The 25,433-nt window shown below is 69.4% G+C and carries 18 protein-coding genes; 3 read left to right on the top strand and 15 right to left on the bottom strand.

Annotated features, from left to right (window positions below; all coding sequences use genetic code 11):
• Positions 1-14: 14 nt before the first annotated feature.
• The 3 genes from BLU08_RS13470 to BLU08_RS13460 form a co-directional block, all read right to left on the bottom strand.
• Positions 15-887, bottom strand: a complete 873-nt coding sequence (locus BLU08_RS13470; protein WP_090200253.1) for a hypothetical protein — start codon at positions 885-887, stop codon at positions 15-17.
• Positions 888-924: 37 nt separating this feature from the next.
• A complete protein-coding gene (locus tag BLU08_RS13465; RefSeq protein WP_090200251.1) occupies positions 925-1,806 on the bottom strand; it encodes a hypothetical protein in 882 nt (293 codons plus the stop codon).
• A 164-nt stretch (positions 1,807-1,970) separates the two neighbouring features.
• Entirely contained in the window at positions 1,971-2,732 is a 762-nt protein-coding gene (locus BLU08_RS13460; RefSeq protein ID WP_090200249.1) for a Crp/Fnr family transcriptional regulator, read from the bottom strand.
• A 283-nt stretch (positions 2,733-3,015) separates the two neighbouring features.
• On the opposite strand from BLU08_RS13460, the gene BLU08_RS13455 reads away from it, so the two are divergent.
• Entirely contained in the window at positions 3,016-3,786 is a 771-nt protein-coding gene (locus BLU08_RS13455; protein WP_090200247.1) for a crotonase/enoyl-CoA hydratase family protein, read from the top strand.
• 49 nt (positions 3,787-3,835) lie between these two features.
• Here BLU08_RS13455 and BLU08_RS13450 read toward each other — a convergent pair whose 3' ends face one another.
• From BLU08_RS13450 to hppD, 12 genes are all read right to left on the bottom strand, one after another.
• Positions 3,836-7,078, bottom strand: a complete 3,243-nt coding sequence (locus BLU08_RS13450; protein ID WP_157674563.1) for an autotransporter domain-containing protein — start codon at positions 7,076-7,078, stop codon at positions 3,836-3,838.
• Between the two features lie 352 nt (positions 7,079-7,430).
• On the bottom strand, positions 7,431-10,367 hold the full coding sequence (locus tag BLU08_RS13445; RefSeq protein WP_090200242.1) for a CHAT domain-containing tetratricopeptide repeat protein: 2,937 nt from the start codon (positions 10,365-10,367) through the stop codon (positions 7,431-7,433).
• Positions 10,368-10,412: 45 nt separating this feature from the next.
• Positions 10,413-11,084 carry a hypothetical protein gene (locus BLU08_RS15350; protein ID WP_090200240.1) on the bottom strand — a complete coding sequence of 224 codons (672 nt, stop codon included), beginning with the start codon at positions 11,082-11,084 and terminating at the stop codon, positions 10,413-10,415.
• A complete protein-coding gene (locus BLU08_RS13435) occupies positions 11,081-12,433 on the bottom strand; it encodes a HAMP domain-containing sensor histidine kinase (protein WP_090200238.1) in 1,353 nt (450 codons plus the stop codon). Before BLU08_RS13435 ends, BLU08_RS15350 begins: the two co-directional genes overlap by 4 nt.
• Complete coding sequence (locus BLU08_RS13430) at positions 12,430-13,140, bottom strand: response regulator transcription factor (RefSeq protein WP_090200235.1); 711 nt, start codon at positions 13,138-13,140, stop codon at positions 12,430-12,432. Before BLU08_RS13430 ends, BLU08_RS13435 begins: the two co-directional genes overlap by 4 nt.
• A 106-nt stretch (positions 13,141-13,246) precedes the next feature.
• Entirely contained in the window at positions 13,247-14,125 is an 879-nt protein-coding gene (locus BLU08_RS13425) for a hypothetical protein (RefSeq protein ID WP_090200232.1), read from the bottom strand.
• Between the two features lie 106 nt (positions 14,126-14,231).
• Positions 14,232-18,494: a hypothetical protein gene (locus BLU08_RS13420; protein WP_090200230.1), complete on the bottom strand. Its 4,263-nt coding sequence runs from the start codon at positions 18,492-18,494 to the stop codon at positions 14,232-14,234.
• Between the two features lie 25 nt (positions 18,495-18,519).
• The gene (locus tag BLU08_RS13415) at positions 18,520-19,857 is read right to left on the bottom strand and encodes a tetratricopeptide repeat protein (protein WP_233995995.1); all 1,338 of its coding nucleotides are present in this window, start codon (positions 19,855-19,857) and stop codon (positions 18,520-18,522) included.
• 102 nt (positions 19,858-19,959) lie between these two features.
• Positions 19,960-20,625: a bacteriochlorophyll 4-vinyl reductase gene (gene bchJ / locus BLU08_RS13410; RefSeq protein ID WP_157674562.1), complete on the bottom strand. Its 666-nt coding sequence runs from the start codon at positions 20,623-20,625 to the stop codon at positions 19,960-19,962.
• The gene (gene bchE / locus BLU08_RS13405; protein ID WP_090200226.1) at positions 20,618-22,246 is read right to left on the bottom strand and encodes a magnesium-protoporphyrin IX monomethyl ester anaerobic oxidative cyclase; all 1,629 of its coding nucleotides are present in this window, start codon (positions 22,244-22,246) and stop codon (positions 20,618-20,620) included. Before bchE ends, bchJ begins: the two co-directional genes overlap by 8 nt.
• Before the next feature lie 171 nt (positions 22,247-22,417).
• The gene (locus BLU08_RS13400; RefSeq protein WP_090200224.1) at positions 22,418-22,987 is read right to left on the bottom strand and encodes a VOC family protein; all 570 of its coding nucleotides are present in this window, start codon (positions 22,985-22,987) and stop codon (positions 22,418-22,420) included.
• Positions 22,984-24,102 carry a 4-hydroxyphenylpyruvate dioxygenase gene (gene hppD / locus BLU08_RS13395; RefSeq protein ID WP_172801040.1) on the bottom strand — a complete coding sequence of 373 codons (1,119 nt, stop codon included), beginning with the start codon at positions 24,100-24,102 and terminating at the stop codon, positions 22,984-22,986. Before hppD ends, BLU08_RS13400 begins: the two co-directional genes overlap by 4 nt.
• Positions 24,103-24,254: 152 nt before the next feature.
• On the opposite strand from hppD, the gene BLU08_RS13390 reads away from it, so the two are divergent.
• Together BLU08_RS13390 and BLU08_RS13385 are read left to right on the top strand one after the other, a co-directional pair.
• Positions 24,255-24,788: a VOC family protein gene (locus BLU08_RS13390; protein ID WP_090200220.1), complete on the top strand. Its 534-nt coding sequence runs from the start codon at positions 24,255-24,257 to the stop codon at positions 24,786-24,788.
• A complete protein-coding gene (locus BLU08_RS13385) occupies positions 24,788-25,429 on the top strand; it encodes a carboxymuconolactone decarboxylase family protein (protein ID WP_090200218.1) in 642 nt (213 codons plus the stop codon). Before BLU08_RS13390 ends, BLU08_RS13385 begins: the two co-directional genes overlap by 1 nt.
• Positions 25,430-25,433 lie beyond the last annotated feature (4 nt).

Genomic DNA, 25,433 nt, shown 5'->3' with positions numbered 1-25,433 from the left:
GTCACCCGGCCGACCTACTGGCCGAGCCCCACGGCGCTGGTAAGCGCCGCGACCGATACGACGGTGGCCTGGTTGTTGAAGTGGCCGGTCGACTGGTTGACCGCCACGATACCGGCGTTGCCGTTTAGCGAGCCGACGACCTCGCCCTGCTTGAGGGTGTTGACGTCGGTCAGCTGGTTGCCGCTGTTCTGCTGGCCGAGACCCGCATCCGACAGCGCCACCAGCGCGTTGTCTCCGACCGCGAGGGACAGGACGTTGTGCTGGTTCGCACCATTGCCGACCGCCTGGTTGCCCATCGCGATCCCGGTGTTGCCGTTGTAGGAGTCGACGATCTGCGCGGTGAGGTCGTATTCGAAGTCACCGTCGAGCGTGACGTCGCCGTTGTCATCGACCAGCCCTGCGAGGTTTTCGAACCCTTCGGTGTGGGTCGATTCCGAATCCGTGATGCGCTGGTCGGCATAGGCTTCCGACATCGCGATCTGGAAATCCTCGTCCCCGCTGAAGATCGCCGCGGCCGAGATGACGTTGCCCTGGTTGATCATGGCCCCGCCTTCCTGGTTGAACTGCACGATGCCGGTGTTCTCGTTGACCGAACCGATCGTGCTGACGGTCTTGTCGATGCCCATCTCGTCCTGGCCTTCGACCGGGCCGATGGTCACGTCATCGACCGTGGCGTTGACGATCGCGTCCGACTTGGCCGAACCTTGGAGATCGGCATCGAAATCGACATCGACATCGACGTCCTTGTCCTTGTCGGTATCGACGGTGATGGTGATGTCCTTGTCGACATCGACCGTGCCGGTGATCTGGACATCCGCATGGGCGGGTGCCGCGAGGCCGGCCGCGAGGATCAGCGCGAGCGCCGAACTGCTTACAAAACGAGTCATGGATAAATTCCTTTTCGCTTGAGTTGGGTGCTGCGGATCAGAAGGTCGGAAGGCTCGAGCCGACCGCCGCGATCGAGACCACGTTCGCCTGGTTAGCCATGTTGCCGACCGACTGGTTGACGCCGACGATGCCGGTGTTGCCGTTGAGCGAACCGACCGCGCTCGCGACCTTCACCACGCCGAGATCGAAATTGTCGTCCGGATCGCCGGATTCGGCGACGGTGCTGTTGGCGTTGACCTGGCCGAGATCGGCTTCGGAAATCGCCACGCCATTGTCGTCGATGGCGAAGGCGAGGCTGAGGACATTGACCTGGTTGGCCATGTTGCCCGTCGCCTGGTTGCCGTAGACGAGGCCGGTGTTGGCGTTGAACGAATCGTTGATCTCCGCATTGCGGAAGATCACGTTCACCGTGTCGATGGTGTTCGCGCCGTCCGCGTAGTTGCCGTCGGGGAAGGCCAGCGCGGCGGGCGTGCCGTTGCGCTGGTCGGCGGCGGCGAGGCTTTCGGCGAACCCGCTGTTGCCGTCGTTGACGACTTCGGGCGGCGCATTGCCGGTCGCATCGATCGCGACGCTCACCAGCGTGCCGGAGTTGTTCATGTTGCCCACCGACTGGTTGAGCGACACGATGCCCTCGTTGTCGCTGGCCGAGTCGAAGATCAGGTCTTCCTTCTCGGCGCAGTTCGAGCACACCTCGTTGTCGTAGTTCGCCTGGTTGGCGATCGCGATCGATTCCGCGAACTTCTCCGCTTCGAGGTCGACATCGACGTCGAGATCGACGTCATGGTCGATGTCGATCGTTTCGTCGACATCGATCGTCTTCTCGAGGTCGATCGTGCCCACCACGGTGACGTCGGCGAACGCCGGGCCCGCAAGACACAGGGCAACGCTTGCCGCGCCTGCATATAGACCATGCTTCATGATACCAGCTCCTGTTGTTTACGATTGCCCAGTATTTGAGCATCTTCATAATCATACAGCGGGAGTGATTCGGGCAATTTCGGGGGGGGATAACGGCGATAATTATTGCTTAACGATTCTTGAATCGAATTATCTTTGAACTTTCGGCTTGGCCGGACATTCGCTCAATTGTCACATTCGTTCAGCGCCATTCTTCTCAGCGCGTCCTCGTTCTCGATGAACAGCCGCCCCGATCGCGTGCTGATGATCCCTTCGCGCTTGAAGGTCTTGAGGATCTGGTTGAGATAGACCGGGCTCATCCCGAGCGAGGAAGCGAGCTGCACCTGCGTCAGCTCGATCGCGAGCCCGTCGCTGCGGTCGTCTTCGCCGTCGACCGGCGCGCTCTTGCGAAGGGTCGCGGCGAGCAGGCTCAGCATCAGCGCGACCCGCGCCGCGCCGTTGCGGCACAAGAGGTTGGCGAGCTGCTGGTTCGCGATGTCGAGCAGGCGCGCAAGGTTGAGCTCGATCGCCGTGGACGGGATCTCGCCCTCGTCCATCAGCCGGGCAAGGGTCCGGCGCGAGATCGTGTGGATCTCGCACGGCGAAAGACACTCCATCGACAGCGGCGTGCGCCCCTCGGAATTGACCGGCGGGATCACGAGAAAAGGTGCGAACAGGAAGAAATGGTAGCGCGCCCGGCTGCCGACCCCGCGCATTGAGACGCCGAGGGCGCCCGAGGTGAGCGCGTGCACCTCGTCGGCGAGAGAGCCCTGGCGGCAGAGGTATTCCCCCTTCGACCGGGAGCCGCGGACGCCTTCCGTCAGGATGTGCTTGAGCAGGATCTCGTCGGGTTCGAGCGATGCGCGTGGCGCGCCTTCGCCATTGGTTTGGGGCCTATGTGTATAGGTCGCGAGAACTAACCGCGCTAACGAATCATACCCCACCATCTGGGCCTCCCCTGAATATGGAAAACCTAAGCGGTTGGTTGATATTTCTCCAATATACTATATTATACGATTTCTCCAACGCCTTCCTTTTTCATCTTTCGATTAGTAGAGGCCTTCTGTTTGCAGATATAAAAGTCGTTATCCACAAGTTTTATGAGAGCGACATCTTGGGCGATTCCCCGATCCTGCTTCGCCCCCTTCGCGAAGGATCACGGGTGGCGCCCCGGCACCGCGATGCTAGGGCGAGGCGGGGGCAGGGAAGGCTCCCCGAAGGAGGACAGCGATGACGAACACCGTGCAGGTCGAGAACGAAGGCCCCGTCCGCATCGTCACGATCGACCGGCCCGAACGGCGCAACGCGGTCGACCGGAAGACGGCGGCGGCGCTGGCCGATGCCTTCCGCGATTTCGAACGCGATGCGGGGGCCGCGGTCGCCGTGCTCGCCGGGGCCGGGGACACGTTCTGCGCCGGGGCCGACCTCAAGAGCTTCGCCGAGGGCGCGGGCAACCGTGTCAGCTCCGAAGGCGACGGGCCGATGGGGCCGACCCGCCTGGTCCTCGCCAAGCCCGTGATCGCCGCGGTCGCCGGCCATGCCGTCGCGGGCGGGCTCGAACTCGCCTGCTGGTGCGACCTGCGCGTGGTCGAGGAGGATGCCGTCTTCGGGGTGTTCTGCCGCCGCTGGGGCGTCCCGCTGATCGACGGGGGCACGGTCCGCCTGCCGCGCATCGTCGGGCGGGGGCGGGCGCTCGACATGATCCTTACCGGCCGGGCGGTGGATGCGGCGGAGGCGAAGGCGATCGGGCTGGCCGACCGGGTCGTCGCGAAAGGCCGCGCGCGCGCCGAAGCCATCGCGCTCGCCCGGGAGATCGCCCGCTTCCCGCAGGCGACGATGCGATCCGACCGCGAATCGCTCTATCGGGGCGAAACGCTCGACGTGGCGGAGGCGATGGCCATCGAATTCGAACTCGGCATGGCGAACCTTGCCGCAGGGCGCGCAGGGGCCGCGCGCTTTTCCGCCGGGCGCGGACGGGGCGGGGATTTCGGCGACATCTGACCGCCTTGCGCGGGACGCGGGGGCCACCCCCGCGTCCCGCATTGGCGGGTCAGAACCGGAAGCCGACGTTGACCCGCGCCTCGTCGTTGCTCAGCACGCCGCGGCCGAGATCCGAATGCGCGCTCAGTCCAATGGTGAAGCGCGAGCCGAGCGCGAAATCCGCCCCTGCCGTGACCGAAACCCATTCGGGATCGAGCGGGTTGACGATGCTGAACGGCACGTCCTCGGCCCCGGCGAAGTGCGCGGTGACTTCATCGACCGTGTCCGCCACCTCGCGCGAATAGGCGACCGACCCGAACGCGCTCAGTCGGCCCTTGCGCCCGATGCCGGTGTCGAGCGAGGCCATGAGCCCCGCCTTCGCCCCGACCGAGGTGAAGTTGCGATCAAGGACGGTAAGGCCGAACTGGCCCGCACCGAACTCGGTGTAACCGCCCAGATCGCTGCTGACGTAATCGACGCTCGCCACCGGGCCGGCCTCGAGGCCGGGCAGGAGGCCGAAGGCATAGCCGAGCCGCATCCCGCCGAAGATCTGCCGGCCTTCCGCATTGGCCCGGGCGTTGCCGAAGGCGCGCCGGAAATCGCCCGCGCTCGCCCGCTCGATCCCCAGGTCCTGGCGGGAGAAGCCGAGATAGGCGTCGGTGAAGCCCCGGCCCATCTCCAGCGCGGCATAGGCTGCGCCCGAGACGTTGGTATCGTCGCCGCGCGGCTGCGCCCCGGCGGCGGACATGCCGTTGCGCACGCTGGTCATGGCGAAGCCGAAGGTGAAATCCTCCGTCATCCGCATGTCGGCACCCAGAGTCAGTTCGCCGGCCTGGGTGAAGGCCGCTTCCTCGAGCGCGTTCATGCCGGTGTTGCGCTGTTCGGGGGTGACGAGGAAGCTCCCGCTCACCGTGCTGAAGAAGCCCAGCTGGCCCGGCGCGCTCGGTCCCGACTGGGCGATCGCGTTGACCGCGCCGCCCGCGGGGGAAAAGCCCGCCGCCGCCCGGTTGCCGCCGCGCAGCGCCAGCGTGCGCTGCGAGATCTGGCCGGTGAAACGCTGCGAGAAATTCGTCGCGGTGGCCGACTGTCCGAAGGCATTGACCGGCGCGAGCGAGGACAGCGTCGGCACCAGCGAGGCGATCCCGCTCCCGTCGATGACGTCGAACAGGCCGACGAATTCGGCAAAGCGCCCGTCGAAGCGCAGAGTGTCGACCGCCGCGCCGACCGATTGGAGGTTGCGGTTGCCCCGGAACATCCGGCGCAGGCTCCGCGCGTTGACGGTGACGATGACCTCGTTGCCCTCGACCCGGGATTCGGCGAACAGCACCGGCCGGTTCGCCACCAGCGTGGTGGCATCGAATTCGCCGGCGATCGAATTGGCGGTCAGCACGCTGAACTCGTCGCCGAAGCGGGTGCGGAACGGGGCCGTCACGATGAGCTCGCCGGCGAGCGAGGCATCGCCCGTCACCGCCAGCAGGTCGGCCACGCTCCTGCGCCCCTGCCGCCCGGCATCGATCAGCAGGGCACCCCCGCTCGCCTGGATGTAATCGCCATCGACGGTCAGCGTGCCGAAACCGAACACGCCGCCCGGTGCGACGCCCGCGCCGACGTTCGCCACCACATCGCTCGCGATCGTCCCCGTGCCTTCGAGAAGGCCGCCGAACAGCCCGGTCGTCGCGGCTGCCAACCGGCCGTCGATCCGGGCAAGCCCGCTCAGTTGCTCATAGCCGATGATCGTGGTGAAGCTCCGCCCGGTGGGCAGGACGAATTGCGCCCTGCCATGGTCGAGCGAGAGCTTGTCGATCTCGACATCAATGTCGACCGTCGTGCGGCCCTCCCGATTGAGCATGACGTCGAAATATTGCGCCGGCGCGGCGAAGGCGGTGCCGGGATTGCCGTCGGTGTTGTTCGGCACGAAGCCGGTCGAGCCCGGGCCGAGCAGGGCCGAGCTTTCCGGCAGGCTCGTGTCGATGCCGATGATGGACGCGGTGGGCGCGGTGCTGTTGCCCGAGATGTCCTGGCCGAGGATCGTGCCGAGCTTCGGCCCGGCCTCGAAGATGCCCGGTTCGTTCCCCGTCGGGATGGCGTTGACGAGATTGCCGCTGCCGTCGTCGATGAAGAAGCCCGGGTCGAGATCCTGCGTCCAGTGGTCGGGATCGGACCAGTTGCCGTCGCCCGCCTGCGCCGAGACGTATTTGTAGGGCGTGTTCTCGGTGATGAATTCGAAGAAGGGATAGAGCGGGTTGTAGAAGCTGACATCGCCGTAGCTGCTGCCGAGCCCGAAGAAATCGAATCCCCCCGAAAGAACGGCGGAAACCACCGGGAAGTCGTAGAGGTCGGCGACGATCAGGGCCGAACCCGAATCCCCCGGCGCGGTCCCGGCCTCCTGCGGCAGCGCGTCGCCGTCGAACCAGTCGATCGCCCGGACGGCGTCGAGATCGGCGCAGCTGATCCCGTCGGCTTCAAAGATGCAGCCGGCCTGCTGCTCGGGCGTGCGGTCGGGGTTGTCGAAGTCGGTGAAGTAGAAGGCCTGCGATTCGGCAGCGACGGTGTCCCGTGTCGGGGCGAACGCCGGGAAGGCTGTGTCGAGCAGATCGGCCGGGCTGGCGATCGCGCCCAGCATGTTCTCCCCGACGCGGCGCAGGAACGGATCCCCGGTATTGACGGCGCCCTCCGATCCCGTGCCGTTGGTGCCGTAGCCGACCTGGATCACGCGGGTCAGTTCGGCCAGCGGGCTGAGCAGGACCGGCAGGGTCGGCACGTCGGTGATCGGCTCGTCCAGAGCGATGAAGGCCACGTCCGCCCACGGGAAGGGCAGGCCGATGTTCTCCTGATTGGCGGCGGGGTGGATGACGACGTCGGTGCTGCTCGCCATCCCACCCTCGCTATAGGGTACGGAGCCGCCGAGGAAGGTGAACAAGCGGTCCTCGGAGCTCTGCCCCGGGGCGACCAGGATCGTGCTGTCATTCTCGAACGGAAGGCCATAGGTTTCCGACCCCGCACTGTTGAAACAGTGCGCGGCCGACAGAACCGTGCGCGGATTGATGAGCGTGCCCGTGCAGTTGAAGAAGATCCCGCCGCTGTCGCCGTCCAGCCGGAAGAGTTGAACCGCCGACGGCACCAGATTGTCGGGATCGCCGAAATCGACCCCGACATCGTCGCGCACGATCAGCTCGCTCTGCGGCGGGACCGGTTTCCCCTCGAGCGTGCGGCGGACCCGGAAATCGGGCAGAACCGACGCGTCCGGCACCGCGACTTCGAAGCGGCGCGGATCGAGCCGGAAGCCCTGGAAAGTGCCCTGCGCTTCGAGCACGATGTCCTCGTTGGGTTCGGCGCCTCGGTCCGAAGCCAGCGCGGGCGACGCAAGGAGCCCCCCGCGATCGCACACAGACCCACGCCAGCCAGATAATGCAGCTTCAGCATTGATAATCCCCTGATTTTTGATTCGCCCCGGCCGCGAATGTGTCACAAACTTCGGGGCAAGTCCTCCCCAAAAACGAACTATCTGCCTGATAAGCCCGCAAATGTGTCGCGGCGCGAAAGGATGACGCGGCAAATGCGAAACAAGATGTCGCCGCCTTGCGCCCTCTTGCGGCGCGGTTTCGAGCCGGTGGCGAATGTCCCGGCCCTGCCCGAACCCGCCCTCCGCCCTTCGGGCACGGCGATCAGTCGATCAGCACGAAAGGCCCCCAGACGTCGGGCCGGTCCGCGCCGGGCAGGCCGCTCTCGCCGCGGAGCGCGCGCAGCGCTTGGGCGAGAGCGCGCGGCTTGTCGCCGTGGCGGCGATAGGCGGCGAGGGTCCGGGTCGCGACGAAGGCTGCGACATCGTCGCGAACCTTCCAGTGGGTTGCGAGCAGGCTCCCCGCCCCGGCGAAGCGGAAAGCGGCGACGAGCCCGGAGAAGGCCGGGACCCCGCCCTCGAACCCCGCCGCGCTGTCGCAGGCGGAAAGCAGCACCCAGTCCGCGGCGAGATCGAGCCGGGCGATCTCGCTCGCCGTGAGCACGCCGTCACCCGCATCGCCGTCACCTGCATCGCCATCGCCCGTATCGCCATCGCCCGTATCGCCATCCCCGGGCGAGAGGACGAGAGCGGGCTCCGCGACCCCCTCGAGTTCGCCGCCGACGAGCCCGTGGGTGGCGAAAAGCAGGATCTCCGCCCGCGCCACCGCCGGGTCGGCGAGCCGCGCCTCGCTCGCCTCCGGCCCCAGGAACAGGCGCGTCTCTTCCGGGGCAAAGGCGCTCGCGAGAAGCCGCGCCTCGCGCTCCGAGCCGGGCAGCGGGGGAAGCGCGGCGAGCCGCTCGGCGGCCGCCCCGCCGCGCCCGAAATAGGCCGCCGGGCTGAGCACGGGCGCCCCGCCCGGCCCCTCGCGCCCGAACGGGACCGGGGCGGCGAAGGCCACGAAACCGCCCCCCGCCCTCGCTTTCGCAGGCACCGACGGTTCGAGCGAGGCTACCTGCGCCAGCGCGAAGCGGTCGGCCAGGAAGCGCGGGACGCCGCCCGCCTCGCCCGGCTCCAGCACCAGCACGCCGAAGGGGAGCGAGGCGAGCTGGCCGCCCGCGAGGATCCGCAGCGTCTCGACGCCCGCCAGCGCCGCCCGCTCCCGCGGGGGCAGCAGGGCTTCGGCGAGCCGGGCCGAGGCCGCGCTGTCGAAATCCGCCCCGGCCGCCCCGTCGCGCACCGCGGCGGCGAGCGCGACGAGCTGCGCGCGCGGCAGGGCGATGCGGTGCATCAACGCGGCCTCCCCCGTCACCAGCAGCGCATAGGCCCCGTCGTAAGCCGGCGCGAGCGCAAGCAGTGCCTCGTCTTGGCCAAGCCGGTCACGGATCGCCGCGATCGTCGGGCGGCGCTGCCCGAGCAGGGGATCGAGCGCCGCGTCGCGCCCTTCGAGCGTGGCGAAGGCCGCCTCGCGCGCGCGCGCCGCCGCGTCGAACCGCGCCCGGGCCTGCGCCACCCCGTTCGCCGCCGCGAGCGCGCGCAGGAGGTCGCGGTCGGCCGCGTCGAGTTCGGCCTCGGCCTGTTGCAGCGCCTTCAGGTCCGCGGCGAGCGCGCTTGCCTGCGCGATGCCCGAACCGGCCAGCAGCGCGATCGCCTGCGCCATCAGGTCGGGATCGCCGCGGGCGAGCGCGATTTCCATGACGAGGTCGAGCGCGGCGCGCTGTTCGGTCAGCCAGGTTCCCGCGAGCGTGCGCACCCGGTCGCGTTCGAGGAATGCGAGCATCGCGCGCGCCTCTGCCGCCGCCCCGCCCGGATCGCCCGCCAGCGCGGCGCGGGCAAGGGCATCGACCAGCAGCGCATGGCGCAATGCGAAGGCGTCCTGCGCCTCGGTCTCGATCAGCCGCGCCCGGTCGCGCGCCGCGATCCGCGCCGCCTCGCGCGTTTCGCCCGCGCGCACCAGGGCGCGCACGAGGTCGGGGCCGATCCGCTTGGCGATCTCGGCATCGACGCTGCCCGCCTCCATCCGCGCGTCGACCGCCCGCAGCCGCGCCAGCGCCTCGGCCTCGCGCCCCAGCGCGAAGGCGGCCTGCGCCGCATAGCCCTGCGAGCCGAGGCCGAAGGGGCTGCCCTCGCCCTGGTATCGGGCGAAGATCGGCGCGGCCTCCTCGAACAGGGGGACGGCCTCGGCATAGCGTTCGCGCTGGTGCAGGATCGTCGCGAGAAGATGGATACCGTATCCGAAATAGAGGCTGTCCGCGCCCTCGTGCGTGCGCTTCAGCTCGAGCGAACGGGCGAGGTAATCGGTCGCCTCGACCGGGCGGCCGGTGCGCGAGAGGATGATGGCGAGCATTTCCAGCGCGCGGGCGTGCGAGGGATGCGCCGGATCGACATGGGCGAGCGCGCGCTCGACCGCGATCCGGGCCTGCGCCTCGGCCTCCTCCATCCGCCCGGCGCGCCGCAAGGTCCCCGCGTACCCGTAGATCGAGCCGATCGTGTCGGGATCGTTCGGTCCCAGATGGTCCTCGCGCGTGGCGAGGCTCGCCCGCTGGTAGTCGAGCGCTTCGGGGATCCGGCTCAATTGCAGCATGACCTGCGAGAGCGAAAATTCGAGGTTGCTCTTCGAGACCGCCTCGCTCCGCCCGATCTCCGCCGGCGCGAGCGCGGCGAAGCTTTCCATGTAGCCGCGATAGCCTTCCTCCAGCGCCGCGACCGCGGCCTCGGCCTCGCCCGCCTGGGCGAGCAGCGTGCCGAGCAGCGCCACCCCCTCGGCGCGGACGACGAGCGTTGCGGGATCGCCTTCGGAAAGGCCGCCAAGGCCGCGCGTCACCGCGGCGCGGGCCTCGTCGTTGCGGCCGAGAATGTAGAGCTGCGAGGCGATCGGAATGTCGGCGCGGGCGATCGCGGGATGATCGGGCGCGATCCGGCCTGCGGCGGCCTGCACGTCCTGCCAGGCGGCGATGATCGTGGCCGCACCCTCGGCATCGGGCGTGGTGGTGTTGAAAATCCCGGTGGCGCGTTCGATAAGCCGCTCGACTTCGGCTTCGGCGGCGGAGGCTTCCTCACCGTTTTCGCGGGCGGCCGCCGGAGCGAACGCGAACCCCGCCACGAGCGCCAGCGCCGCGAGCCCGCACGCACCGCCGCGCCATCCGCGTCCCGCGTCCGTCATCGAAACCGCCCCCTTTCCCCATCTTCTCCCCTGCCTAGCGGGCGTTCAGTCGAACACGATGTAGAAACGCGACAGGTCCGCCCCCTCGTTGACGATCTCGATCTGGTGGCGCTGGGTATAGAGCGGGGTCCAGCGGCATTCGATCGGGTCCTTGCGCGCGTGACAGACCCGCCGCCGGGCCTGGTCGCGCACGACAAGCGCGAGGTCGGATCCGGCCGCGACCCGCAGCACGATCTGCGCCGCCCGCCCGCCGAGGAAGGTCTGTTCGAGCCGCGTGCTCGTCCCGGGGAGCAGCGTGCCCGAACGGAAGGCTGGGCCGAGCGCGCGCCCGCGCATTGGCGCGGCATCTTCCGGCATTGCGGCAAGCCAGCGCGCGAGCGCCGCCCCGTCGTCCGGCGTCGCGGGGACCGGGCCGAGGCGCCCCAGCCGCATCGCCGCGCGCGCCAGCGCCGCCCGGTCGCCCGCGCGCTCCGCCCGTTCGGCCTCGATCAGCGCACGGGCAAGTCGCGCCGCGGGGGCGGAGGCGGGAACCGGGGCCTCGTCTGCCTCGGGCGGCGGCGGGGCGGCGGCGGTGGCGGGGGCGGCGGCGGCGGCGGGAACGGCGGCGGGGGCGGCGGGAACGGCGGCGGCGACGGGGGGTGCCTCCGAAGGCCCGGCGCAGGCAGCGGCGAGCGCGAGGCCGAGCACCGCCAAGCCGGGGCGCAGCGCCGCGCTCATTTCGGCACCCCGATGCGGAACACTGCGCCCTGCGGCCCGCCCTCGCGCGGGGGCTCCAAGGTCAGGGCGAGGTCGTGCCGTTCCGCGATCGCCCGCGCGAGCGCCAGCCCGAGCCCGCTGCCCGGTGCCTCGCCCGCGCCCGCACGCCCGCGATAGAAGCGTTCGAACACCCGCTCGCCGTCGCCCGGGTCGATGCCCGGTCCGTCGTCGGCGACGACCAGCACCGGGCCGGGTTCCAAGGTGACTTCGACCCGTCCCCCGGCGGGCACGTATTTGATCGCGTTGTCGAGCATGTTCGTCACCAGCCGGCTCAATTGCCTTTCGTCGCCCTCGATCACCACGCCGGGCGCGAGCCGCCAGTCGAGTTCCAGCCCGGCTTCCTCGGCGCTCCCGGCATAAAGTTCGCAGATCGCGGTGACCATCCGGCTGAGATCGACCGGACCCAGCCCCGCGCGGTCGCCGCGCCGCGCCTTGCTCGCGGCGATGTCGAGCAGGGATTCGAGCGTCCGCACCACCCGCCTGATCTCCGCCCGGGCCTCGAGCAGGCGAGCGGCGACCGCGGGCGCGGGGTCGGCGGCGAGCGCCTGGACCAGCCGGTTGTCGAGATGGGCGAGCGGGCTCCTGATCTCGTGGGCCAGCTGCTCGGACGTGTCGCGGTAGGCTTCGACGAGGTCGCCCACCCGTGCGAGCGCGGCGGCGCTGCGGGCGGTCAGCTCGTCGATCTCGTCCCCGCCTTCGGGCCGGGCGGGCAGCAGGCGCGCGGCCTCCTCGGGCTCGCGGAAGGCGAGATTGATGCGCTCGATCCGGCGGGCGAGGCCGAGCGCGGCGAACCGCCCGCCGAGCGCCACCAGCGCGACGAAGACCGCGCCGCCCGCGGCGAAGGAGAAGGCGATGCCCAACAGCACCGGGGCCTTGAGATCGGTCGTCCGCGCGACCACCAGGCGAAGGTCCGGGGCGAGCTGCACCGCCCGCGCATAGCCGCGCGAATTCGCCCCGATCGCGATCACGCCGCTTTCCGAGACCATCGGGTCGAGATCGGGCCACTGCGCGAGATCGCCCGCGATCCGGCGACCCGCGTCGTCGGCGAGGAGGTAATGCGGCGCGCTGCCCTCCGACGGGGTGAGCGCGATGCGGTCGGCGATCCGCGCGGCGAGTTCCTCCTGGCCCCCGCTCGCGTGGATGTCGACGAGCCCGGCGAGGTCGACATCGACCTCGGCCGCGGCCGCGCGCTCGATCGTCGCGGCGACGGTCTGGTGGGTGAACCACCACAGCAGCGCGAGCAGCACCAGCGAAAGCGCGATCGCCGCGGCGACGATGCGGGTGAAGATCGACCGGCGGGCCTCGCTCATCGCCGCCTTTCGGGTGCCTGCCCGCCGAGCAGCCGGTAGCCCGAGCCCCAGATCGTCTCCAGCGCGGGGACCTCGAACCCGTCCTCGAGCTTGCGCCGCAGCCGCCCGATATTGACGTCGACGACGTTGGTCTGGGGATCGAAATCCATGTTCCACACGTCGCGCAGGAGCATCTCGCGGGTCACGATCTCGCCCGCGTTCTCCATGAAATAGCGGAACAGCTCGAATTCCTTGGGGCTGAGCGGAACGTGCCGGTTGTCGCGAAAGGCGGTGCGGGCCTTCACGTGGCATTCGAACGCGCCGTAGAGGATCACCGCGCTGTGTTCGCGCCCGGCCGCGCGGCGGTGGAGGGCGCGCAGGCGGGCGACCAGTTCCTCGGGCTCGAACGGCTTGGCGAGGTAATCGTCCGCGCCCGTGTCGAGCCCGTCGGCGCGGTCGCTGGTTCGGCCCAGCGCGGACAGGATCAGGATCGGCGTGCCGATGCCGCTTTCCCGCAGGCGCCGGGTAATGGTGAGCCCGTCGATATCGCCCAGCATCCGGTCGAGGATGATCACGTCGAACGGCTCCAGCCCCGCGCGCAGGAGCGCGGCGCTGCCCTTGTCCTCCCAGACGAGCACGTCGCCCGATGCGGCGAGGATGTCCGCGACCGCGGCGGCGCTGCGCGCGTCGTCCTCGACATGGAGGATCCGCAAAGGCTTTCGATCCATCGTCGCCCCCCGCCCGTGCCAGCGTGCGCACGCCCCTTCGCCGCTAGCTGCCACCACTCGCCCGGGCGCGCAAGCGGCGGCAAAGCGGCCGCGGGGCGTGCGGGCGTCAGTCGAGGGCCTCGATCGAGACCCAGCCCTTCGTGCCGAAATTGTCCTCGGCCTCGATGAAGAGGCCCTCGCGCCGGCCGGTCGGGGTGAGCGTGGTGCCGACCCTCAGGCTGCGGAGCGCCTCGGCATCGGCGGCGGGCGCGGCGAGCATCGTCGTCGCCGCGGCGACGGTGGCGTAGTCGGGCGCCGCCGCGGCGGCCGGGACGGAGGCGATGGTCTCTCGCTGGGCGACGACCTGGTTGAAGGCGATGACGAAGGCCTCGACCAGCATCTTTCCCTTCTTGTTGCCGGCATAGCCCGCGGCGTTCGCACCGGCGTCCCAGGGTGCCCCGCCGCCGAAGTCGATCGAGGTCTTCTTCACCTCGCCCGATCCGGTCACGATGGTCTGCCCGCTTGCCGGGCTCAGCAGCTTGATCCCCGCGGCGTAGCGCTTCTTCTTGCCGCCGAAGCCGCCGAACATGCCGAGCACCGCGCCCGCGCCGGGTACGCCGCCGAGCAGCGATCCCGCCGCGCCCGATCGCACGAGGCCTTCCATCGCCGCCCCCTTGGCGACCTCGATCGACTGGTCGACCTCCTCGCTGGTCCCGGCGATGACGTTCATCAGGAAATCTGCCGCTTCGCCGCTTGCCGGGCTGTGCGGGGTGAAGCAGCCGCTTTCGACGGCGAGCGCGTTCACCAGCGCGCGCGGGGAGCCGAGCCCGTATTCGGACCAGCCCTGGGTGTCGCCGTCGACGACGGCGATCGTGCCGAGACTGGTCTCGCAGGTGACGAGTTCGACCTCGTCTCGGGCCGCGGCGGGAGCGGCGGCAAGGGCGGCCGAGGCCGCAAGGATCGCGGCAAGCCTGGCGGCGGAGCCGGGCGCAAGAGTGGTCGTCATTGTCATTCCCCCTTCGTCTTCAAGGTGCCCCGATCATGCGCCCTCGGCCCGCGCCGGCCCACACACAGGCTCTGCCATCTTCATGACAAGACCTGTCAGGATCGCCTCAACGCGCCTTGGGCGCAGCGGCGGGGAAGGTCACGAGACCGCCCAGCCAGCGCTCGGCCGCGCGCGGGTCGATGCGCCCTGCGAGGGGCTCCGCCCGGTCCGAGGGATTTGCCGCGCCGGGCGGCAGGAGCGAGAGCGCGCCCGTGCCCCCGCCCGACCCGGCGCCCCCGCCAGGGCCCGCCACGGCCTGCGGCGAGGCGCCGCCGCTCCCGCCCCAGCGGCTCCAGTCCGCGCCCGTCACGGGGGCCGCGGCGTTCGGCACGATCCCGCTCGCCGCCGCGGGCGTCGGCGCGGGCGCTGTGCTGGCGAAGGCCGCGGTGCCGAGGATGTTGCGATCGGCATCGCCGTTCACCGTGACGAGATACCACAGTCCCATCTCTCGCGCGGCCTCGCCGGAGAGGAAGCCCTGCCAGCTCATCCGGCATGACGCGGCGCAATAGCTGCCGCTGCTGGTCACGCTCCCGAATTCCGAATTGGCGAAGAAGGTCGCGGCATTGGCAGTTGCGAACAGCTCGCTCTCGGACACGTTGGCCACCCCGCCGAGCGTCGCTGCGCTGAAGGTTTCGCCAGCGTAGCGGAACGCCAGTTCGATGCCGATCCGGCTGACCGAACCGAATTCGATCGCCGCTGCGCCGTCGAGGAGTTCGCCGGGAGCGAAATCGCCGCCGACCGACGTCGGCCGTGTGCCTCCGACAAGGTCGTAATCCACCCGGCCGGTCGTCGGCAGGGGCAGGCTCGCGATGTTTTCGCCGACGATGATGTGGTAGCCTTGGTTCGCATCGAGCGGGACCGCCTGCGTTCCCGAAGTCTCGCGCGCCTCGATCGCTCCATCCGTCCAGCGCGTCCACCGCAAGAGCCCGGACCCGGTCAGTCCGGTGTCGGCCTGCTGCGCGCTGCCGAGGAATGTTCCGATTTCTTCCGAAGGGCTCGTGCGAATGGCGATGATCTGCCTGGCCTCGTCGGTATCGTATCCCACGAGGTCCACCCCGTTCAGGGTCGACAGGTTGCGCGCAGGGCTGCGAAGACCGATGGCGAAGGTGTGATCGTCGAACACGGTCGCGCTGACCGGATTGCCGGTCCCGGTGCCCGCATCCGGCCCGGTCCCGGGATCGCCGCCGCTCCCGCCGCCATCGAAGGAACGCTCTGCCCCGCGCTCGAGGATCGCCGCACCGACGATGGTCGTCTCCGTGCCGCCGGTGCGCGCTTCGTAGGTCATGCCGAGCGTATCCTCGCTCCCGGCGAAATTGGCCCGGAAATTGAAGAAGCACAGGTCGGGACTGGCATCGCAGTTGCCGCGATTGTCGCTGCCCGGGACCGATCCGGAGAAGGCCCCCTCGCCATTGGCGCTGAACAGGCTCGCGGACTGCGCCGGGTCGGCAAGGCCGCCCTCGGTCGCGAAGGCGAAGACGTAGGGGTCGGCTCCGTCCGGCGCTGGATCCGGCATCGTGATGCTGCCCTCCATCGCGAGGAACATGTCGCTGCCGAACAGCAGCGCGAGCCCCGCCTCGAACTCGCCCGGGGCGAGCGTGCCGTCGGCGATGGTTGGGCGGGTCGCGCCGATCAGGTAATAGTCCACGCGCCCGCTCAGCGAAGGCCTGAAATCCGGTCCGACCGGGCGCGCGAGCATGTAGTGCAGGCCCTGGTTCGCATCGAAGGTGAAGCTGTTGGGGATCGTGATCGTCCCGTCGGTCCAGCGCCCGATCACGGCATCGGCATTGCCGAAGACGTCGGTCTGCACGGCCGCGCCGCGATTGCGGACCTGGCCGCCCGGCTGGCGGGTGTAGGAGGCAAGGCCCCCGTTCGGGTCGAGCGTGTAGGATGAGGCCCCGAACCCGCGCTCGCTGCCGACGAAGGTCCCGCCGGCTAGCACTCCGCCGAGGATGAAATCGATCCGCGCCGTGGCCGGATCGAACCCGCCGGTGTAGCCCGCGAGCATGGTCGGCACGTCCGGATCGCCGCCCGTGCCGCCGCCACCGCCGGTCCCCGGAAGCCCCGCGAACAGGTCGGGATCGCCCCCGCCCGAGATGAATGCGAAGTATTCGACGAAGAAGTCGTTGAGATCGCCGATCCCGCCTAACCCGCCTTGCAGGGCGGCGAGCGCGGCGAGGTAGGCCTCGATCGTCGCCGCATCGAGCAGCGTGTAGTCGCTCGGCACGCCGCCGCCCGCGAGGAAATCGAAATAGGCGTTCAGCGCCGCGACGTAATCGGCGTAGAGCGGCAGGCCCGCGAAGCCGTCCACGCTCCCGCCGCCTTCGAGGAAGGCGAAATAGGCCGACAGGAGATCGGCATTGGCCCCGAGCAGTTCCTCCAGCCGACCCGCCGATGCAACCGCTTCGAGAAAGGCGGCGAGATCGGCGAGCGCCGCCGCGTCGTAATCGGACGGCAGCCCCCCGCCCGCGAGGAAGGTCGCATAGGCGTTGAGCGCCGCGGCGAAGGCGGAAAAATCGGGCGGGACCGGAAGCTGCGCGAAGGTGTCGGGATTGCCACCGCCCGCGAGGAACGCGGCGTAGTCGCGCCAGAACCCGGCGAGGTCGCCGAGGAACCGCCCGCTCGCCTCCGCGGCTTCGAGCGCGGCGACGTATTCGCGCAGGGTCGCCGGATCGAGCAGGGCATAGCTCGAGGGCACGCCGCCGCCTTCGAGAAAGGCGTAGAAGGCGGCAAGATCGGCCGCGTAGGCGGAGAAGATGTTGGCCGGAAGGCCCGCGAAGCCATCGACCGGGCCGCCCGCGCGCAGGAAGGCGAGATAGTCGGCGAAGAAGCCTGCACGCTCGCCGAGCACGGCCTCGAACAGGCCCGTGTCGGCGAGGGTTTCGAGATAGCTGCGCAAGGTCGCCTGGTCGAGCGCGGCGTAATCGCTCGGCAGGCGCCCGCTGGCGAGGAAGGCGAAGTAGCCGCCGAGCGCGGCTTCGTACTGCGCCGCGAAGGCGAGCCCGCCATTGGCGAGGAAGGCCTCGATCAGCGCCCGGTCGGCCGCGCCGAGCTGCGCCGCGAGCCCGCTGTCCGAAAGGAAGGCGATGGTCCCGGCCAGCACCGCCTCGCTCGCCCCGGTGAAGTCCGCCGGATCGCCGCCGCCGCGCACGAAGGCGAAATAGGCGCCCGTCAGTTCGGTGAAGGAGGCGGTGAAGCGGTCGCGGCTGCCCCCCTCGCGCAGGAAGTCGAGATAGGCCTCGGCCAGCACGCGGTCGCGCGCGGCAAGCTCGGCGAGCGCGCCGGTGCGCCCGGCATAGGCGAGCCACGCCTCGATGTCCGCGGGGCGGGCGTCGGCGAAGGAGCTCGGCAGGCCGCCCGCGCGCAGGAAGTCGAGATAGGCGAGGGTGAAGCCGCTGTAGGCCGCGACGAAACCGCTCCCCGCTCCGCCTTCGCTGAGGAAACGCAGGTAGGTGCGGATAATGTCCGCTCGCGCCTCGGCGAAGGGTTGGCCGCCATAGGCGTTCTCGAGCCGCGCGGCGGCGGCGACGAGCAGGGCGAAATCCCCGCTCGGGAAAGTGTCGAGTGCTGGATTGCCGACCACCGCCTCCAGCCGTCGCGCCGCGGCGAGGATGTCGCTCGACGCGCCCGCGGCGGCGAGCTGGTCGGCGAAGGTCACCGGGATCCCGTTGAGCGCGGCGGCGACCGGGCCGGCATCCCCGCCGATCGGGACCACGCGGCCGGGGCCGGTGTCTGGGCCGGGGCCGGTGTCGGGGCCGGGGCCGTCGGGCGTTGCGGGCGCGGCGTCGGGGCTCGCCATCGGCCCGTTCGCGACCACGCGGCGAGGCCCCCTGTCGCGGCGCGCCCGCCAGGATTGCCCGGCGGCGAAGCGTTCGAGATCGTCCGCGCGCCCGATCCGCACCGCACCGGTGAGCGCGTGGCCGCTCGCCTCGCCACCTTCCTCGCCGTCGCTCGCGCCGACCGAGAAATTGCCGGCCGAACCCGCGCCCGCGATGCGGCCCTCGAGCCCGCCGGGCATCCGCACCACAATTTCGCGCCCGCCCGATCCCGTGGCGATACCCGTGCCTGCGACCGTGATTGACCCTTCGTAGAGGTCGATCGAGCCGTCCGGATTGATCCGGTAGTCGGCTGCATCGACGATCGAGACGGTCCCCCCGCCGGTCAGCGCGACCTGGGTGAGCCCGCCGGTCTGGGCGACGCGCTCGCCGGTCGTCGGCGGCGCCTCGGCGGTGGTGAAGATCACCTCGTTCGCGGAGAGCGGCGCGGCGAGCGCCAGCGCGGAGGCGCCGAGCAGCAGCAGGCGGGCGGGACGGGTGGTCGCAGGTGCAGTCATCTCGTGGTCTCCCCCGGTTGAGCAATCAGAACTCGAAGCGCGCGCCGACCGAGGCGGTCCAGCGCTCGAAATCGAACAGCGCCATGTTGCTCCAGTTGCGCGACCAGGTTGCGGTCGGCTGGAGGAAGAGCCGCCGGGTCAGCGCGAACTTCAGTCCCGCGGACAGGTCGAGCCGTTCGTCCTCGCGCCTCGTCAGGAAGAGCGGGTCGTCGGCATCGTGGCGGCGGATGTCGAACGCCGCCCCGCCGACCGCGGCGAGGCGCGGCGCGACCGGCAGTTCGGCCCCGATATTCGCGCCGATGAAGGAAAAGGACAGGTGATCGCCCGCCGCGCGGCGCGTCTCCTCCTTGCCGCCGGTCACGCTTGCCGCAAAGACCTTGCCGACCAAGCCGACGCCCAGCGCATAGCGGTCCGCATCGCGCAGCGGATCGCCCGCGAAGTCGAGTCGGTTCCACTGCGCCGAGGCGGTCAGCGCGCGGCCGTCCGAAAGCGGTTTCGTGTATTGCGCGGTCAGCCCGTAGGAGGTGCGGAAACTGGCATCGTCGAGCCAGAATTCCTGGATCTGCGCCGACAGCGAAAGCACGTCCTCGTTGGCGAAGCTGTGGGCGAGGCCCGCGGTCGCGGTGAGCGCGGCCTGGTCGAACCCGCGGTTCCAGTTTTCGCGCAGGTTGCCGAGCGCCGAGAAGAACACCCGGTCCTGCCGCGAGATTGCGGCGACCGCCGAAACGCCTGCGGTGATGTCGGCGAACTCGTCGGCCTGCTCGACCGCCTCCGCCCCGAGCTGGCCCGGTCCGAGGAAGCTGAACAGCGGGATGACGATCGTGTCCTGCGCGGTCGCCGAATTGACGTTGCTGTCATGCCCGATCCGCGCGTCGACGAAGCCGCTCACGTCCGAGCCGCCGCCCGCGATGCGCCGGTCGAACTGGCGCACGAAGCCGGTGAAGCGCTGGCGCACCGGATCGGGAAGGGAGGGATCGTCGACCACGGTCGCGAACTCGTCGCGCGCGGTGTCGATGTCCCCGGCGAGGGCGAAGGCCCGCGCCAGCTCGGCGCGGGCCGCCGCGTTGGCGGGCTGGACCGCGAGGACGCGCTGGAAGGCGATGATCGCCTCGCCGTAACGGCCGCTGTCGAGCGCCGCGATGCCGAGCGCGTAATCGAACGCCGGATCGCCTGCGCGCTGCGCGACCTCGGCGGAAAGGCGGGCGTATTCGGCCTCGGCCTGCTCGCGCGCGGCGGAGGCCTCGCCTGCGGCATCGGCCTGCCGCGCCGCGGCAGGCGCGGGCGTCCCGGCCAGCGCGATGACGATGGCGGATGCCGCCCCGAGCGCCGCCGCGCGCGCTCCCCCTGACAGTTTGCGTTCCACTTGGTGCCAGCCCCCCGGTCGTGCGTGAACCTCGGGGAAGGCATGGACCGGGCGCGCGGCGCCGTCCGCTGACAAGCCGTGTCAGGGCGATGACAATTTCCGTTAGGGCGCGGTCATCCCGCTTTCGTCCGGCCGGCCGCGGCGGGAAACCGCGAAGGGCGCCGGGAACGCGCGCCCTGCCCGCCCGATCCGGTAGCGGCGGGCGAGCCCGTCGCGTTCGCACGCCACCACGCGGCATTCGGCGCGCGCGCTGACGAGTTTTCGGAACAGGCGGGTGAAGACCGCGCCGTACCAGGTGAAGAGGCTCGGCGGCGGGGCCGGGTCGTCGCGGGCGGCAGCACGGTCGATGGTGAAGGCCCAGCCGCCCGCGGGCGTGAAGCGCCCCGCCCCGACGAAGGTCCAGGCGTGCTGCCGGATCGCCGCCATCAGCAGCGGCGCGGCGAGCGCCGCCGGGAGCAGGCGCAGCAGCGCCTTCGCAGGGGCGGGGATGCGGTGGGCGATGATGTAGTCGGCGGTGGCGGCGCCCGAAGCCCGGGCGATCGCCTCGGCCTCGTGCGGGAAGCGGCGGGCAATGGCGCGGTGGAGCGCGATCGCGTCGGCCTCGCGGATCATGCCCGTCCCGTCCGGCAGCCGCGCGAGCCCGGCCTCGGCGAGGATCGCCGCGCCCGCTCCTGCGCCAAGCCGCGTCTCGATGACGCGCATGGTCTGGAGCACGGCGTTCGGCCCGATCTCCGCCTCGCCCGGCGGCGCGGCGGCAGCCTCACGCATCCCCGCCCGCACCCACGTCGAGCCGATCGCGGCGACGCTCCGCCCCGCGTTCCTTCATCTGCTTGCGGACCGCCTCGCGCCGGGCCTTGGCCTGGGCCGCGCGGTCGGCATTGGTCTGCCAGTCGGTCGCCGCGTCCTGCGCCGCAGCGCGGCTTTCGTCGAACTGGAAATCGACCTTCTTCGCCGTCTGCGGGCCCCAGTACCCGGCCTTGCCGAGATCGTAGAACGTGCGCTTGAAGCCGGCGCGCAGGAAGGCATAGAGGCAGCCCAGCAGGTAGCGCCGCCTGAAGCCGGTCCCGCGCCACGGGTAATGGAACAGCGCCTTCTGCATGTAGAAGCGGCGGTAGTTCTTCATCACCCCGTTCAAAAGCTCGCCACGCTCCATCGCGGCGGGTTTCATGATGGGCGTGACGAAATTGTATTTCGAGAAATCGTGGATCTCGACCTGGTCCTTGATCTCCTCGAACAGCGGGGTGAAGGGCCAGGGCGTGTACATCGCCCAGTTGGCAAGGTCGGGCTGCCAGTCCCACGCCATGCGGTAGGTCTCTTCGAGCGTTTCGGGCGTCTCGTTGTCCAGGCCGACGATGAACTGCGCCTCGACGAAGATGTCGGCATCGCGCAGCAGCTTGATCGCCTGCTTGTTCTCCTCGACCTTGGTTTCCTTGTTGAAGCGATCGAGCTTCATCTGCGCCGCCGCCTCGGTGCCGAGGCTCACATGCACCAGCCCCGCCTTGCGGTAGAAGGGCAGCAATTCACGGTCGCGGTAGATGTCGGTGACGCGGGTGTTGATCCCCCACTTGACCTTGTCGGGCAGGCCGCGGTCGATCAGCTCCTGGCAGAATTCGATGAATTTCTTGCGGTTGATGGTCGGTTCCTCGTCGGCGAGGATGAAGAAGCCGACGCCGTGCCTTTCATGCAGTTCCTCGATCTCGTCGACCACGTCCTTGGGATCGCGGATGCGGTAGTCGCGCCAGAATTTCCATTGCGAGCAGAACGAACAGGTGAAGGGGCAGCCGCGCGCGAGGTTGGGGATGGCGACGCGGGTGCCGAGCGGGAGATATTTGTAGAGGTTCCAGTCGAGCACGTCCCAGTCGGGTTTCAGCGTGCTCATGTCCTTGACCGTGTCGGCGGCGGGTGTCGCGACGATCTTGTCCCCGTCGCGGAAAGCGAGGCCCTTGATCCCGGCGCGTTCTTCCTTCCAGCGGCCCCGCTGGATCGCGCTGAACAGTTCGACCGCGATCTCCTCGCCCTCGCCGCGCACGATCACGTCGATATGCGGCGCTTCGGACAGGACCTGCTTGTACATGAAGGTCGCGTGCACCCCACCCAGCACCCGCACCGCCGAGGGCACGTTGAGCGCCGCGATCTCCAGCACGCGCTCGGCGGCGTAGATCGAGGGGGTGATGGCGGTCGTGCCCACCACGTCGGGCTGGAGCGCGAGCATCCGGTCGCGCAATTCCTCGTCGTCGACCTCCTCGGTCATCGCGTCGATGAAGTGGATGTCGGTAAAGCCCGCGCGCTTCAGCGGTCCCGTGAGATAGGCGACCCAGGCGGGCGGCCAGGTCCCCGCGATCTCGGCCCCGCCGGAGCGATAATTGGGATGGACGAACAGGATACGCATGGACCGACTCCCCTCACTTGATTTGCCCAGAGTGGGGGAGGCGGCAGCGAGGCGCTTTGCGTTGAGTCAAATCTTGCGCCCCTTCCATCGGGGAAAGGGATTGGGGTTCTGCGGTCGAGAGGGCGGAACACTCACGCCCAGCCTCCCCAGGGGGAGGGAATCACCGCGGCTCTAAGCCTTCGCGTGTTCCTCGCGCGCGATTTCGTGGAGCCAGTCGGCGTGGCGCGGGGCCTTCTTGGTCTCGCTCCACTCCTCCAGCATCAGCGGCGCAACGCGGGCGAGTTCGGCGTATTGTTCGTCCGTCCCGATATCCGCGGCGAGTTCGACGCGGTGGCCGTTGGGATCGAAGAAATAGATCGACTTGAAGATGCCGTGATGCGTCGGGCCGAGCACCTCGATCCCCTGCGCCTCGACATGGGCCTTGGCCGACAGCAGCGCCTCTTCGGAAGGCACCTTGAAGGCGAGGTGCTGCACCCATGCGGGCGTGTTCTCGTCGCGGCCCATGTCCTTCTGGTTGGGCAATTCGAAGAAGGCGAGGACGTTGCCGTTCCCCGCATCGAGAAACACGTGCATATAGGGGTCGTATTCCCCGGTCGAGGGCACGTGGTCCTCGGCAAAGGCGGTGGTGTAGCCCATGCCGAGCACGCGGCCGTACCACTCCACCGTCTCCTTCGCGTCGCGGCAGCGATAGGCGACGTGGTGGATGCCGCCCAGTTTCACCGGATGGCTGGCATCGTTCATTCGGCCGGTTCCTTCGCCGTGACATCGAGCGCGCCGCGGCGGATCTGGTCGCGTTCCATGCTTTCGAACAGGGCCTTGAAATTGCCCTCGCCGAAACCTTCGTCGCCCTTGCGCTGGATGAATTCGAAGAAGACCGGCCCGACCTGCGCTTCGGCGAAGATCTGGAGCAGGAGGCGCGGCTGGCCGCCTTGCGTGCTCCCGTCGAGCAGGATGCCCCGCGTCCTGAGCGCATCGACATCCTCGCCGTGGCCGGGCAGGCGTTCGTCGAGCATTTCGTAATAGGTCGCGGGCGGCGCGGTCATGAAGGGCACGCCGTATTGCTTGAGCCGGTCATAACAGGCCACCAGGTCATCGCAGATCAGCGCGATGTGCTGGATGCCCTCGCCGTTGAACTGGCGCAGGAACTCCTCGATCTGGCCCTTTCCGCCCTCGCCCTCCTCGTTCAGCGGAATGCGGATCTTGCCATCGGGCGCGGTCAGCGCCTTCGACGTGAGGCCGGTATATTCGCCCTTGATGTCGAAGAAACGGATCTCGCGGAAATTGAACAGCGTCTCGTAATAATCGGCCCAGTACTTCATCCGGCCGGTGTAGACGTTGTGGGTGAGGTGATCGATCGTGTGGAAGCCCGCGCCTTCGGGATAGGGATCGACCCCGGGAAGGTAATCGAAATCGATGTCGTAGATCGTCAGGCTCTTGCCCTCGGCCCCGGCATAGCGGTCGACGAGGTAGAGGATCGCGCCGCCGATCCCGCGGATCGCGGGGATGCGCAGCTCCATGACGCCGGTCGCCACCTCGACCGGTTCGGCACCCCGTTCGAGCAGGTGGTCATAGGCCGCCGCCGCGTCGCGCACGCGAAACGCCATGCCGCAGGCGGAAGGGCCGTGTTCGCGCGCGAAATACCACGCCGCGCTGCGCGGTTCGTAATTGACGATGAGGTTGATCCCGCCCTGCCGCCAGAGGTGCACGTCCTTCGAACGGTGCCGGGCGACGCGGGTGAAGCCCATCGCTTCGAACACGGGTTCGATCACGCCCTGTTCCGGGGCGCAGAACTCGACGAATTCGAAGCCGTCGAGGCCGGCGGGGTTTTCGAACAGGTCTGAAGGGTGCTGGCTCATCAATGGGCTCACATGGATGCAAAAGGGTCAAGCGAATTGGTTACAACTGTAACTATCTAGGGGAATCGCACCGGCTTGTCAAAGGAATCCCCCGCGCCCGATTGCATGAGGCGCGCGCGCGGTGCAGTCTGCCGGGCGAAGGAGGCACGCCCATGATCCGCACGAAAGGCATCAACCACGTCGCGCTCGTCTGCCGCGACATGAAGGAGACGGTCCGCTTCTACACCGAGGTGCTGGAGATGCCGCTGTTCAAGACGGTGCAGCTGCCCGACGGCGGCCAGCACTTCTTCTTCGATTGCGGCGGCGGGGCCTCGATCGCCTTCTTCTGGTGGAAGGACGCGCCGCCCGCCGCGCCGGGCATCGCCTCGGTCAGGAAATTCCCCTTCGACGCCAAGACCGCGCACGGCTCGATGAACCACCTCGCCTTCCACATGGAGGAGGACGAACTCGAGGCGGCGCTCGACCGGCTGCAGGAGGCCGGAGTCGAACACACCCACATGGTGTTCAACCACGATGACAGCCCGTCGGGCTATGCGAAGGAGATGCACGAAGGCGTCTTCGTGCGCTCGGTCTACTTCACCGACCCCGACGGGATCCTGCTCGAATTCGCGGCGACGACCAAGGCGTTCGGGCCTGCGGACGTGGCGCACGAACCGGCAACGGCGGCCGAACGGGCGGACGCCTGATGCCGCGGCTGAGGCAGGTGCCGAGGGCCGAGGCGGAGCGGGAGACGGTCCTGCCGCTCTACGGGATGCTGTTCGGCGACCGCGACCCGGTGGCGGAGCCCGGCACCGCGACCGGCACGCCCGGCGACTGGTGGACCGTCTTCGCCAATTCGCCTGCCACCCTGAAACACGCGGCGCAGGGCTTCGCCTATTATCGTTCGCCCGAGCGGCGGCTCGACCCCGTCCTGCGCGAGCTGGGCCAGACCTGGGCGGGCTGGGCGACGGGCAGCCGGTTCGTCTTCTCGCAGCATTGCAAGTCCCTGCGCGGCCTCGCCGTGTCCGAGGAGAAGATCGAGGCGATCCCGACCTGGCAGACCGCGGACGTCTTCTCGCCGAAGGAACGGCTGGTTCTCGCCTATGCCGACAGGCTGGTGTGCCACGCGGGCCGGGTTCCCGATGCCCTTTTCGCGCAGGTGAAGGCCGAATTCAGCGACGAGGAAATCCTCGAGCTGACCTACATCACCTGCCTCTACCAGATGCACGCGGTGATGAGCCGCGCGCTGCGCACCGAATTCGACGACCGCGACGATCCCGTCACCGAAGTGCCCGCGCCCGAAGGCTTCGACGCGCTCGATTTCCTCGGCGGGGAACGGCGGGGCTAACGGC

Source organism: Erythrobacter sp. HL-111 (assembly GCF_900105095.1).
Lineage (GTDB): Bacteria > Pseudomonadota > Alphaproteobacteria > Sphingomonadales > Sphingomonadaceae > Erythrobacter.
This window is presented reverse-complemented; position numbering and strand designations above follow the sequence as displayed.

What these genes read in the sequence shown, in the direction of transcription:
- BLU08_RS13470 (WP_090200253.1), bottom strand. Translation starts at nt 887, where the DNA reads ATGACTCGTTTTGTAAGCAGTTCGGCGCTCGCGCTGATCCTCGCGGCC.
- BLU08_RS13465 (WP_090200251.1), bottom strand. Translation starts at nt 1,806, where the DNA reads ATGAAGCATGGTCTATATGCAGGCGCGGCAAGCGTTGCCCTGTGTCTT.
- BLU08_RS13460 (WP_090200249.1), bottom strand. Translation starts at nt 2,732, where the DNA reads ATGGTGGGGTATGATTCGTTAGCGCGGTTAGTTCTCGCGACCTATACA.
- BLU08_RS13455 (WP_090200247.1), top strand. Translation starts at nt 3,016, where the DNA reads ATGACGAACACCGTGCAGGTCGAGAACGAAGGCCCCGTCCGCATCGTC.
- BLU08_RS13445 (WP_090200242.1), bottom strand. Translation starts at nt 10,367, where the DNA reads ATGACGGACGCGGGACGCGGATGGCGCGGCGGTGCGTGCGGGCTCGCG.
- BLU08_RS15350 (WP_090200240.1), bottom strand. Translation starts at nt 11,084, where the DNA reads ATGAGCGCGGCGCTGCGCCCCGGCTTGGCGGTGCTCGGCCTCGCGCTC.
- BLU08_RS13435 (WP_090200238.1), bottom strand. Translation starts at nt 12,433, where the DNA reads ATGAGCGAGGCCCGCCGGTCGATCTTCACCCGCATCGTCGCCGCGGCG.
- BLU08_RS13430 (WP_090200235.1), bottom strand. Translation starts at nt 13,140, where the DNA reads ATGGATCGAAAGCCTTTGCGGATCCTCCATGTCGAGGACGACGCGCGC.
- BLU08_RS13425 (WP_090200232.1), bottom strand. Translation starts at nt 14,125, where the DNA reads ATGACGACCACTCTTGCGCCCGGCTCCGCCGCCAGGCTTGCCGCGATC.
- BLU08_RS13420 (WP_090200230.1), bottom strand. Translation starts at nt 18,494, where the DNA reads ATGACTGCACCTGCGACCACCCGTCCCGCCCGCCTGCTGCTGCTCGGC.
- bchJ (WP_157674562.1), bottom strand. Translation starts at nt 20,625, where the DNA reads ATGCGTGAGGCTGCCGCCGCGCCGCCGGGCGAGGCGGAGATCGGGCCG.
- bchE (WP_090200226.1), bottom strand. Translation starts at nt 22,246, where the DNA reads ATGCGTATCCTGTTCGTCCATCCCAATTATCGCTCCGGCGGGGCCGAG.
- BLU08_RS13400 (WP_090200224.1), bottom strand. Translation starts at nt 22,987, where the DNA reads ATGAACGATGCCAGCCATCCGGTGAAACTGGGCGGCATCCACCACGTC.
- hppD (WP_172801040.1), bottom strand. Translation starts at nt 24,102, where the DNA reads ATGAGCCAGCACCCTTCAGACCTGTTCGAAAACCCCGCCGGCCTCGAC.
- BLU08_RS13390 (WP_090200220.1), top strand. Translation starts at nt 24,255, where the DNA reads ATGATCCGCACGAAAGGCATCAACCACGTCGCGCTCGTCTGCCGCGAC.
- BLU08_RS13385 (WP_090200218.1), top strand. Translation starts at nt 24,788, where the DNA reads ATGCCGCGGCTGAGGCAGGTGCCGAGGGCCGAGGCGGAGCGGGAGACG.